11 protein-coding genes and 1 tRNA gene are annotated in these 11,459 nt (G+C 34.5%); 9 read left to right on the forward strand and 3 right to left on the reverse strand.

The genetic code is table 11. The features are described 5' to 3' along the window. Positions 1-48 precede the first annotated feature (48 nt). Positions 49-999, reverse strand: coding sequence for a CPBP family intramembrane metalloprotease (locus tag KKG99_17300; GenBank protein ID MBU1014755.1), 951 nt, complete (start codon positions 997-999; stop codon positions 49-51). A gap of 56 nt (positions 1,000-1,055) precedes the next feature. Here KKG99_17300 and dusB point away from each other — a divergent pair, with 56 nt between their 5' ends. Continuing rightward, positions 1,056-2,054 carry a tRNA dihydrouridine synthase DusB gene (gene dusB, locus KKG99_17305; protein ID MBU1014756.1) on the forward strand — a complete coding sequence of 333 codons (999 nt, stop codon included), beginning with the start codon at positions 1,056-1,058 and terminating at the stop codon, positions 2,052-2,054. On the opposite strand, the gene KKG99_17310 is transcribed toward dusB, so the two are convergent. Beyond that, entirely contained in the window at positions 2,035-2,682 is a 648-nt protein-coding gene (locus KKG99_17310; protein MBU1014757.1) for an HAD family phosphatase, read from the reverse strand. The genes dusB and KKG99_17310 overlap by 20 nt on opposite strands. 102 nt (positions 2,683-2,784) lie before the next feature. Between KKG99_17310 and KKG99_17315 the strand changes: the two genes are divergently transcribed. The 4 genes from KKG99_17315 to KKG99_17330 all read left to right on the forward strand — a co-directional run bounded on the left by KKG99_17315 (position 2,785) and on the right by KKG99_17330 (position 6,069). Further along, positions 2,785-2,861: transfer RNA gene (locus tag KKG99_17315), tRNA-Ile, on the forward strand. Between the two features lie 517 nt (positions 2,862-3,378). Next, positions 3,379-3,870, forward strand: coding sequence for a T9SS type A sorting domain-containing protein (locus KKG99_17320; GenBank protein ID MBU1014758.1), 492 nt, complete (start codon positions 3,379-3,381; stop codon positions 3,868-3,870). A gap of 5 nt (positions 3,871-3,875) precedes the next feature. Next, complete coding sequence (locus KKG99_17325; protein MBU1014759.1) at positions 3,876-5,129, forward strand: DUF1566 domain-containing protein; 1,254 nt, start codon at positions 3,876-3,878, stop codon at positions 5,127-5,129. Positions 5,130-5,556: 427 nt separating this feature from the next. Beyond that, the gene (locus KKG99_17330; GenBank protein MBU1014760.1) at positions 5,557-6,069 is read left to right on the forward strand and encodes an AraC family transcriptional regulator; all 513 of its coding nucleotides are present in this window, start codon (positions 5,557-5,559) and stop codon (positions 6,067-6,069) included. Here KKG99_17330 and KKG99_17335 read toward each other — a convergent pair. Next, positions 6,066-7,106, reverse strand: coding sequence for an acyltransferase (locus KKG99_17335; GenBank protein ID MBU1014761.1), 1,041 nt, complete (start codon positions 7,104-7,106; stop codon positions 6,066-6,068). The two genes, KKG99_17330 and KKG99_17335, sit on opposite strands and share 4 nt — an antisense overlap. A gap of 179 nt (positions 7,107-7,285) precedes the next feature. On the opposite strand from KKG99_17335, the gene KKG99_17340 reads away from it, so the two are divergent. From KKG99_17340 to KKG99_17355, 4 genes are all read left to right on the forward strand, one after another. Beyond that, positions 7,286-7,534, forward strand: coding sequence for a PqqD family protein (locus KKG99_17340; protein MBU1014762.1), 249 nt, complete (start codon positions 7,286-7,288; stop codon positions 7,532-7,534). Further along, on the forward strand, positions 7,524-8,567 hold the full coding sequence (locus KKG99_17345; protein MBU1014763.1) for an ATP-grasp domain-containing protein: 1,044 nt from the start codon (positions 7,524-7,526) through the stop codon (positions 8,565-8,567). The genes KKG99_17340 and KKG99_17345 overlap by 11 nt, the downstream gene beginning before the upstream one ends. 18 nt (positions 8,568-8,585) lie before the next feature. Continuing rightward, entirely contained in the window at positions 8,586-9,944 is a 1,359-nt protein-coding gene (locus KKG99_17350; protein ID MBU1014764.1) for an alanine racemase, read from the forward strand. Between the two features lie 10 nt (positions 9,945-9,954). Next, a partial coding sequence (locus KKG99_17355; protein ID MBU1014765.1) for an urea transporter occupies positions 9,955-11,459 on the forward strand: 1,505 nt, incomplete at its 3' end.

Consider the following 11,459-nt stretch of genomic DNA (forward strand, 5'->3'; position numbering starts at 1 on the left):
CAAATAAAAACCCTCTATACTTTCATGGATGTAAAAGGTAAACCTGTGTTATGATCCAATACCGGATTCGTTTATTTGCTTATCTCTGTACCATTTATATAAAATCAACATCATAAAAATCATAAAAACCGCACTGGTGGCAATAATAAATGAATTATCAGAGGCTCCAATTGAATCAATATCAGAATTGAGCAAATCCATCGAACCTGTTGCATAAATATAAATGATGGCAAAAGCATTATTTATAAAATGAATTAACATTGGAATCCATAAAGATCCTGACCAAACGAACAAATATCCTAATATAACTCCTAGTAATAAACGAGGTATAAATCCATAAAACTGCATATGTAAAGCACTAAACAGAAATGCCGAAATTAGCACAGCAATATGTACATTTTTAGTCCATTCTTTAAACAGTCGTAAAATTACTCCTCTAAAAAGGAATTCTTCTCCAACTGCTGGAATTATCGCGATCATAAAAATATTAAACATCATCCCTCCCAAGCTCTTGACATTCAAGAATGCTAATATTAGGTCATTTGCTTTACTTTCCATCCTTTCCATCCAGTTTTCAATTCCCGATAGAGACTCCGGTAAACTTATTGTTTGATTTATCTCAGCGAGCCAGCTAATGAAGGGAAGCGAAACAAATATGATCATGATTGAAATTACAATAACTCTTAACTGCGGTTTAATATTCAACAAAAGGTAAGTAGCTATTTTACGCGAAACCCAATAAGCGAACAATAAAGGAGGAAAAATAAACAAGCCAAGTTGATTTACCACCTGAAGATATTTAAGCAGGCTAATTGTGCTTGGATTTGAATAATCTGAGCTACCAGTCAACTCAAGTACATCAAAACCCCAAAATGGAAGTGCAAATGCAATCCCAAACAAGGAAGTAAACAAGAGTGACAAGATTAAAAGAATAAGTAACGCTATTAACTTTAATGGAGCCGAGTAATTTGCAAGTATTGGATCTGTCTCAATCTTCATATAATTTATCTCTAATTGACCGTAAAATTAATAATTTTGCAGTTTGCAAAACGCTTATGGTTAAAATAGCTCATCTTGAAGTTGGAGAATTTCCAATATTATTGGCACCTATGGAGGATGTAACTGATCCGCCCTTTAGATATTTATGCAAAATGTTTGGGGCAGATATCATGTATACCGAATTTATTTCATCCGAAGGATTGATTCGTGATGCTTCCAGAAGTGTCAAAAAATTGGATTTTTCGGAATTTGAGCGCCCAATCGGAATTCAGATTTTTGGACATAATATCGAGTCGATGATAAAAGCCACACAATATGCCGAAGCGTCACAACCTGATATTATTGATATTAACTATGGCTGTCCTGTTCGTAAAGTTGTTGCAAGAGGAGCAGGTTCAGGAATTCTGAATGATATCCCCAAAATGGTTAAAATGACTGAAGCTGTGGTTAAAGCGACCAAACTTCCTGTTACTGTTAAAACACGATTGGGTTACGATAATAATCACCGTGAAATAGTTGATATTGCTGAACGACTCCAGGACGTTGGGATTAAAGCAATTACCATTCATGGTCGAACACGAACAATGAAATCAAGCGAAGCAGCTGAATGGGAGCTAATCAGAGAGGTTAAAAACAATACACGTATGTTGATCCCGGTTTTCGGAAATGGCGATGTTACAAGTCCTCAAACCGCTAAACACTTCAAGGATAATTATGGTGTCGACGGATTGATGATTGGTCGTGCGAGCTATGGAAATCCCTGGATATTCAGAGAAATTAAACATTTTATTAAAACCAGGGAATTGCTGACCAAACCCGGTATTTCGGAAAAAGTCAGAATTTGCAAATTGCATTTAGAAAAATCGCTGGACTGGAAAGGAGAGAATAGGGGTATTCATGAAATTCGTAAACACTACGGCGATTATTTTAAAGGGCTCGAAAATTTCAAACCCTTTAAGATAAAACTTGTGAGTTTGGAAAATCCTGATGAGATATATGAGACTTTAAATGAAATTGAAGCTTTCTATAAAAATCCTAAATCAATTGATCAATAATTTCCTGTTTAAGTTTATTATTCGAAAATAAGGTTGTCACTTCTTCCGTCAAATGCCAGCATTTAATTCCAATCTCTCCGGCAGTCTTAATATTTTGTATTGAATCATCAATAAACAAAGTCTCTTCGGGAATCAATTTCATTTTCTCGATGATATGAGAATATGCTGCCATATCAGGCTTTCTTCTTTTAATATCAAATGAAAAGAAGGACTTTACAAAAAGCCCATCGAATGATCTAAAATTTGTTAAGTCTTGAAATTGCTTTAAAAAGTGAGCATAATGAATCCTATTTGTATTACTGAACAGAAATATTTTATAATTATTTCTAACTGATTGCAATAATTCCAGTCTTTCTTTACAAAACCCAACAAGCAAGGCATTCCATGCCGCATCAATTTCCACATTTGAAAGTGCTTTGCTTGTAATATTTCTCATCTCGTTTCGGAATTCATCCGGTGATATCAAATCCTTTTCCAATTTCTCGAACAAATGATTTTGGTTTGCTTGCGAATAAAGCTCATCAAAATTTCTGACTCCGATTTCCGCGAAGGCATTTCTGGCGCAACTAAAGTCTATATCATAGATAACACCACCAAAATCGAAAATGATATTTTTAATTAATGTCATTGAAATAAAAAATTAAGAAATTACCTTATTAAAACATAAAAATATATAAATTTGCATTCGCTTTTTAATCGAAAGCAAGTATATCAAACAACAATATACTTAGGGCCTATAGCTCAGCTGGTTAGAGTAGTTGACTCATAATCAATTGGTCCCTGGTTCGAGTCCAGGTGGGCCCACCAATTTAAACGGAATGCCTTTAAACAAAGGTGTTCCGTTTTTTTTTATACTTAAAGCTCACTGACTGGACGAGAAGTTTATCCCGATGAGCAAAGCGATGTCGGGAAGTCCAGGTGGGCCCACCAATTTAAACGGAATGCCTTTAAACAAAGGTGTTCCGTTTTTTTATGCTTAAAGCTCATTGACTGGACGAGAAGTTTATCCCGATGAGCAACGCGATGTCGGGAAGTCCAGGTGGGCCCACCAATTTAAACGGAATGCCTTTAAACAAAGGTTTTCCGTTTTTTTATACCTTAAACTCACTGACTGGACGAGAAGTTCATCCCGATGAGCTCGCAATAGTGGTAAGTCCGGATAGGACAAAATTGAAATTACCTTTTTCTATACTCTCAACAATCTCATTATTAACCGATCAATCCTCAAATTATATAACATATTCTAAAAATCTTGTTAACTAATGTACATAAGTATAACTACATTTATCTACTCATACTTTACATACGTTATATGAAATAAAATATGACAACAATTTTGAAACACCTAAAATTAAGCGCACTATTTTTCTTATGCTTTGGGTTAACAATAGTGCAGGCACAAGAAGTAATCCCCGCTACTGGTGGCAATGCTACAGGTAACGGAGGCTCGATAAGTTACACCATTGGGCAAATTGTATATTTTTTTAATACAGGTCCGAATGGTTCGGTTGCTCAAGGAGTTCAACATCCATTTGATATTTCTGTTGTTGGACTTAATGAAACAGAAAAAATTTCATCACAATACTCGGTTTATCCAAATCCCACAAATAATTATCTTACTCTGAAAATTGAGAACTTCAAAGCAGCAAATTTGTTTTATCAACTCTATGATATCAGCGGAAGGCTTTTAGACAGTAAAAAACTAAGCGATAATGAAACTAAAATTGAAGTTGGATATCTAACCCCTTCCATATATTTTTTGCAAATATTTAACGGGAATAAGGAAATTCAAGCTTTTAAAATCATTAAAAATTAAAAATTATGAGAAATATATATGCTATTCTATTTACAGTATTAGTAACTGCAAGTGTATTTGCTCAAACTCCTACAAAAATGAGCTATCAGGCAGTCATCCGTAATAGCAGCAGTCAACTCATTACAAATCAATTTATTGGAATGAGAATAAGCATACTGCAAGGTTCAGCTAGCGGAACTATCGTTTATACAGAAACCCAAACTCCTTCTACTAATATAAATGGCCTAGTCACGATTGAAATAGGAGGTGGCACAGGATTTAATACCATAAACTGGTCAAGTGGAGTATATTTTATTAAAACTGAAACCGATCCAACTGGAGGTACAACTTATACCATAACAAATACAAGTCAATTGTTAACAGTACCATTTGCATTTCACGCTAAAACTGCTGAAAATATTTCAGGGGGTGGAACAGAATCGGATCCGATTTTTCTGGCATGGAATAAAAGTTCAGGCATAAATATTACCGCTTCTCAGGTTAGCGATTTTCAGACAAACGTAACTAATAATGCTGCTGTTATTGCTAATACCGCTAAAATTAGTTATCCCTCCGTTGATGCAACGAAGCTGGCTGGTATTGCTGCAGGAGCCGAGGTTAATGTGAACGCGGATTGGAATGCAACAAGTGGCGACGCACGAATACTAAATAAACCAAACATTGTAACTGCCGATGGTTCTGAAACCAAAGTAACTGCCGGAACTAATGTTACCGTAACAGGAACCGGGACAAGCAGTACTCCCTATGTAATAAATTCATCAAGTACGGGTGGAGGCTTTACACATTATATTGGTGAACTCTATGGCGGTGGTATCGTAGTATCTGTGTGGAAGGTAAGCGGAGTTGAGCATGGGTTGATCGCATCATTAACTGATCTAAGCACATTGGTAGTTTGGAGTAATGTTTCCTCATTAATTGGTACATCGGCTCAAAGTCCTATAAATGGTCAGGCCAATACCAATGCAATTATTGCACAAAGCGGCCATACAACCAGTGCAGCAAAATTGTGTGATAGCTACACTAATGGAGGTTATAGCGATTGGTACTTGCCTGCTGTTTGGGAACTAAATCAATGCTACAACGCCGCCTTTATTGTAAACACGGTTTTAGGAGCCACGAATGGATTTCAATTCGATTATTATTGGAGCTCTACTGAATCATTCGACAACTTCGGCGGATTCATCTTTTTCGATTACGGATCTACTTACTTTGGCTATAAATCAAATGCTTACAGAGTCCGGGCTGTGAGAAGATTTTAAAATAACCTACTTTACATTGATTTCATCTTCACAACTTTACATAATGGAAGGCTAATCATTTTGCCAATTGCTAATCACACTGGGATAAATGGATGTACTTATTAATTTGTATACATTCATGATTCAAAACTTTCAAAAAGATAATATTTACATTTCATTTTCTGATACAAGAAGCACAAGTATTCATACATTCAGATGTCTGTATATCATAAATGATAAACGTAGTTAAAAAATAGCGTTTAAGAAAACATCAAACTATTCATAAATCGATAGATATATAGATATCAGGAATATATTTAGTATTTTAGTTATCCGGAAAACGCTGCTGAAATAGAATATGGATTTAAACAATTCAGATATTAGCATGATTAAGAGATCGCTTTCTCTTAAAAATATGGTTTGTAATTGTTGCTTAAGAATTATTCGCATGGATCTTGAGGCAATTGGTGTTACTGTTATGGACGTTAAATTAGGACAGGTTACAATAAAATATGATCCATTAAGAATACCTTTCGAAAAAATAGTCGAGTCAATCCATAATTCAGGATTTGAAATTGTTGAGGACCGTGAAAAAATACTCGTGGAGCAATTAAAAACTTCAATTATTGATCTGGTTCGAAATTCTACCTATAATGCGATGGTTAGGAACTCTGATTATCTGGTAGAAAAATTCGGGTTAAGTTACCCCCACCTATCTTCCTTGTTTTCAAAGCACGAAAGAACAACCATTGAAAAGTATTTCATTTTTCAAAAAATTACAAAAGTCAAAGAACTCATTGACTATGGTGAGCTTACCCTAAGTGAAATTGCTTATATGATGGGTTATAGTAGTGTTCAATATCTATCTACACAATTTAAAAATATCACAGGAGTTTCAGTGACTGAATTTAAAAAAGATCCTGAAACACACAGAAACATAGAGGACACTCTGGGCAATTAAAGTGATCCTTCCCGAGACTTGGCAGTTAACTTGTGATATAAATAAGCAAACGAAATCGAAAAGAACAATATAATAGCAAACCAAAATCCAAAAGTCTCAATTTTTTGAGTCTGGTAAATAGCTGTTGAAACATTCCCTATAATCAACCATTGTACTACGTATATTGCTGTTACGTTAATACCCATCCATGTAATAAAATTTCGAACTTTTACATTTAAATATTTCGCTGTTATCTCCAATAAAAGAGTCCATAGTATTACCAGACCAATAGCCCACAGCATGTAATGGAACTGATGGTGATAATAATAATTTAATTTAATTGACGAATTAAATCCAAAATCAAGAAATACAACCAATAATATAAACACGCCCAGGATAGCGAACCAAAATACAAGTTTATTTTTTTGTCTGAAATCAACAATTTTATCTTCCCACTTATAAAATAAAAATCCAATTAATGGATAAGCCAACCACGGAAATAATGGGAAATATGACCATGTAAATTCCCCCCCAATAAGAGGCAAAAAATAATCCGTTTCTATATCTGAAAATAGCTGATTAATATAATGCGTACCAATGCTAATTAAAAGGATCAGGATTAGAATGATCCAGTATTTTCTTTTTATGATCGATTTTAAGAGCGATAAAATGATAATGCTTGATCCGGCTAGAAAGAAAATATCAATCCCCCAAATATATTCCAATGGATTGAGCATTAAATCCCCAGAAATTATTTTAACCAGCAAATGGAAATTTAGTCCAATATTTAATAAAAGTCCTAATATAAAGATCTTGATTCCCCTAAAAATTCCATGGAATAAACTCAATTTGCCTTTACTTATAAAATAACCCATGATGATCATAAATACCGGGGCAGCAAATGGGCCTCCTAAAAACAATGAAGTTCGTCCTACCCAACTTTCCTGGCCAGGTTTATCTATAAATAATTCCAGAATGTGCACCTGAATCATAAATAATACTGCATAGCCTTTCAATAAATCAGGGATTGGACTTCGGTTACTTTTTAAAGAATTCATTTTATTATTTTCTCGCATTACAAACATAGTATATGTAATTCAAAAAATTAACTATTCTGCTTCAAAAGCAAGAATTTTATAACTCTTTCTGAAAATTCTATACCTCTCAATTTATTTCCTTGTATTAATATTGTAGTCTATCTTAGTGCAAATAAAATATTTTACTAAATATATCGGTCATGAAAATAAAAAGAGATATTGCTGTTAGTGATTCGGGGTTGGTTTTTAATCCGATGAATGGAGAATCTTATTCAGTTAATCCTATAGGCATGGAAATTTTTAATTTATTGAAAGAACAGAAAGGGTTTAATGAAATTTCAAAAAAACTCAAAGATAAATTCGAGGTAGAGGACAGCACGTTGGAAAAAGATTTCCTTGATTTTACAAGTATGCTTAAACAATACGAACTCCTTGAAGATGAAGCATAAATTAAATATTGCAGTAACTGCTCTTAATGCTATAGATAGTCCGGGCCCGGGGATTGCTGTAATAAGAGGCCTGATGGAAGCTAAATCGTTTGAGGCCAGAATTATCGGGCTTTCATATGATGCATTGGAACCAGGAATTTACATGCATGATCATGTTGCGAAAAGCTATCAAATCCCATACCCTTCCTCTGGTGCAGAACCCTTAATGGAGCGAATAGAATTTATTCATTCCATTGAAAAGATTGACATCATCATTCCCAATTTTGATGCTGAACTTTACTCTTTCATGAAACTAGAAAGTAGGTTAAAGGCAATGGGGATTAGTATGCTTCTGCCCACTCTGGCACAATTTGAAGAACGTCATAAAGTTAATTTGAACGCTTTTGGGGAAAAGTACAATATCAATGTCCCCCAAAGTAAGATTATACATTCAACCGACTCAATTTTTAAACTTAAAGATGATTTTTCATACCCCGTGCTGGTTAAAGGGAAATATTATGATGCCACGATTGTTTATAACGATGAACAGGTCAAGTCCGCGTTCAACAAAATCTCGGCTAAATGGGGATTGCCAATCATTATTCAGGAATTTATTCATGGTACTGAATTTAATGTGACAGGATTAGGTGATGGAGAAGGAAATACGATTGCAGCAGTGCCAATGCGAAAACAATATATTACAGATAAAGGAAAAGCATGGGGTGGAGTAACCATTTCCAATAAAAAAATACTGGATATTACAGATAATTTTATTCGTTCCACAAAATGGAAAGGCCCCTTCGAATTTGATCTTATGAAAAATTCCGAAAATGAATTTTACTTACTTGAAATTAATCCGCGGATGCCTGCCTGGATTTATTTAGCAGTTGGAGCAGGTCAAAATATTCCTGAAGCAGTTGTTAATCTAGCGCTTGGGAATAAAGTTTTGCCATTCGAGAATTATTCAGTTGGTAAAATGTTTGTCAGATATGCTTATGATATGATTGTTGATATTGCTGAATTCCAGCAAATGTCAACCAATGGTGAATTATAATTTTTTAATACAAAAAAAATGGAAAAACAAAGATATGAGCGACCGGTAATTAAAAAACTGGAAAGCAATATGCCAAGTAAATTTGGAATGGCGACCAAATATCCTCCAACCACAAATATTGATAATGTAAGTGTTAAAAGTTTAATTAATGATTTCGGATCACCCTTATTTGTGATATCGGAGAAAAAAATCCGTGCAACATTAAAAAAAGCTAAAGACGCTTTTAAAACCAGATATCCAAAAGTTCAGTTTGCATGGTCTTACAAAACAAATTATCTAAATGCAATTTGTAATATTTATCATCAGGAAGGGTCATGGGCAGAAGTCGTATCAGGATTTGAATATGAAAAAGCACTAAAAAGTGGAGTGGAAGGGAATAAAATTATTTTTAACGGGCCGGATAAAAGAAAGAAAGATCTTGCTCTAGCTATTGAAAATGAATCGCTCATTCACATCGATCACTTGGACGAATTATACGCCATTTTAGAACTTGCCGACACGCATCAAAATAAACCTAGAGTTGCAATCCGAGTAAATATGGATACCGGAGTTTACCCCATGTGGGATAGGTTTGGGTTTAATTATGAAAACGGACAGGCTTGGGATGCTTTGAATAAAATCATGAATTCCAGAAAACTAGAGCTGGTAGGTTTACATACCCATATTGGAACCTTTATGTTATCTGCGCAGGCATACGCAATGGCAGCATCTAAACTTTCAGAATTAGCTGTAGGTATTCAACGTAAGTATGACCATGTTATTAAATATATCGACATGGGTGGTGGCTTTGCTTCACGAAATAATTTAAAGGGATCGTATTTGCCGGGTTCAGATGTTAGCCCAACATTTGATGATTATGCGGAAGCAATTACAGCAGCTATTTTAAATAGTCAGATCAAGCCTGAAAACCTGCCTTTATTGATTTTGGAAACCGGCAGGGCTTTGATTGATGAGTCGGGTTATTTATTAGGTACAGTAATAGCCAATAAACGGCTGGCCAATGGTAGAAGAACAACAATTATTGATGTTGGCGTCAATTTATTATTTACTTCGTTTTGGTACGATCACAAGTTAACACCTGCCCAAGCATTTACAAACTATACTGAAGACACGACAATTTATGGTCCTTTATGCATGAATATCGATGTGATAAGGGAAAATATTAATCTGCCTCTGCTGAACAAGGATGATCATGTTGTGATCCATAATATTGGAGCATACAATATGACACAATGGATGCAGTTTATTACTTTAAGGCCTAAAATTGTACTTATCGATCTTGAAGGAAAGACTCATGTGATTAGAGATAATGAAGATTTGGAGAGCGTTGCATCATTTGAAAAAACCCCCGAACATTTAAAAACTTTCAATCTCTAAATTTCTGCTGATGAAAGAAATCGCGAAAAAAAGTTATGTAATGCTCAAAGAGAGTACTTTAAATTCATATTCTCAAATATTTTTTTCAAGTAATAAACTATTTGCCGGATTATTAATAGTGGTCACTTTTTTCGACCTCTATGCAGGAATAAGTGGTCTTATGGCTGTAATCATATCCAATATAGCTGCTTATCTAATCGGGTTCAATCGATCATACATAAATGCAGGATATTATGGTTTTAATTCATTATTGGTTGGATTGGGTTTGGGGATTTATTATTTACCCACCCCCGAGTATTTTATGCTACTCGCTTTCGTATCCATATTTACCCTATTTATAAGTGTGGTATTAGAGGGGGTTATCGGCAAATATGCCTTACCCTATTTGAGTATCCCATTTTTAATCGTTTTATGGTTAGCCATTTTAGCAACAAGAGAATTCTCAGCTCTTACCATTAGCGAAAGAGGTATTTATAGTGCGAACGAGATGTATGCTATTGGTGGAATTGGCATGGTGAAAATTTATGAATGGTTCACCAATCTGAATTTACACGAATCAATTGTTATTTATTTTAGATCATTGGCAGCTATTTTTTTTCAGTATTCATTATTCTCAGGAATTATTATCGCGATTGGAATACTCATCTATTCCCGAATTTCATTCTTACTCTCCCTCTTGGGATTCTTCTCGGCTTACCTTTTTTACATTGTTATAGGAGCTGATATTAATCAGCTTAATTATGGATATATTGGTTTTAATTATATTCTCACGGCAATTGCTATTGGTGGTTTTTTTATCATTCCATCTAAACAATCATTTCTTTGGGTACTGCTTTTAACTCCTTTAATCTCAATAATTATTGTTAGTACAAGTACCATTTTAGCGTTTTACCAATTATCCGTTTATTCATTGCCCTTCAATTTTATAGTGCTGGTATTTTTGTATGTACTGAAATTTAGAGAGAATCCCAAGTTAAAACCGGAAGTTGTTGCCATTCAACAAAACAGTCCTGAAAATAATCTTTATGCGCACATCAATCATCAGTCGAGATTTCAGGATTGGAAATTTGTTCCTATTTCGTTGCCATTTTGGGGTAATTGGAAAGTTAGTCAAGGCCATAATGGAGAATTTACACATAAAGACAAATGGAAATTTGCATGGGATTTTCAAATTTTAGGAGAGGATGGTGAAACGTTTAAAGACGAAGGAAAAGAAGTAGATGATTTTTTATGTTATAACAAACCTGTTATTGCTCCTGCTGATGGCTGGATTGAACAAATCGTTAATGGTATTAGCGACAATGCAATCGGGGACATGAATTTAGAGTATAATTGGGGAAATTCAATCGTTATTAAACATAGCGATAAATTATACACTCAACTAAGCCATTTAAAAAACGACTCTATAAAAGTAGTTAAGGGTAATTATGTAAAACATGGAGATGTGTTGGCAAGTTGCGGAAACTCAGGAAGATCGCCAGAGCCCCATTTACATTTTCAAGTTCAATCTACTCC

It is taken from the genome of Bacteroidota bacterium (assembly GCA_018816945.1).
Classification (GTDB): domain Bacteria; phylum Bacteroidota; class Bacteroidia; order Bacteroidales.

What these genes read in the sequence shown, in the direction of transcription:
- KKG99_17300 (MBU1014755.1), bottom strand. Translation starts at nt 999, where the DNA reads ATGAAGATTGAGACAGATCCAATACTTGCAAATTACTCGGCTCCATTA.
- dusB (MBU1014756.1), top strand. Translation starts at nt 1,056, where the DNA reads ATGGTTAAAATAGCTCATCTTGAAGTTGGAGAATTTCCAATATTATTG.
- KKG99_17310 (MBU1014757.1), bottom strand. Translation starts at nt 2,682, where the DNA reads ATGACATTAATTAAAAATATCATTTTCGATTTTGGTGGTGTTATCTAT.
- KKG99_17320 (MBU1014758.1), top strand. Translation starts at nt 3,379, where the DNA reads ATGACAACAATTTTGAAACACCTAAAATTAAGCGCACTATTTTTCTTA.
- KKG99_17325 (MBU1014759.1), top strand. Translation starts at nt 3,876, where the DNA reads ATGAGAAATATATATGCTATTCTATTTACAGTATTAGTAACTGCAAGT.
- KKG99_17330 (MBU1014760.1), top strand. Translation starts at nt 5,557, where the DNA reads ATGGATCTTGAGGCAATTGGTGTTACTGTTATGGACGTTAAATTAGGA.
- KKG99_17335 (MBU1014761.1), bottom strand. Translation starts at nt 7,106, where the DNA reads ATGAATTCTTTAAAAAGTAACCGAAGTCCAATCCCTGATTTATTGAAA.
- KKG99_17340 (MBU1014762.1), top strand. Translation starts at nt 7,286, where the DNA reads ATGAAAATAAAAAGAGATATTGCTGTTAGTGATTCGGGGTTGGTTTTT.
- KKG99_17345 (MBU1014763.1), top strand. Translation starts at nt 7,524, where the DNA reads ATGAAGCATAAATTAAATATTGCAGTAACTGCTCTTAATGCTATAGAT.
- KKG99_17350 (MBU1014764.1), top strand. Translation starts at nt 8,586, where the DNA reads ATGGAAAAACAAAGATATGAGCGACCGGTAATTAAAAAACTGGAAAGC.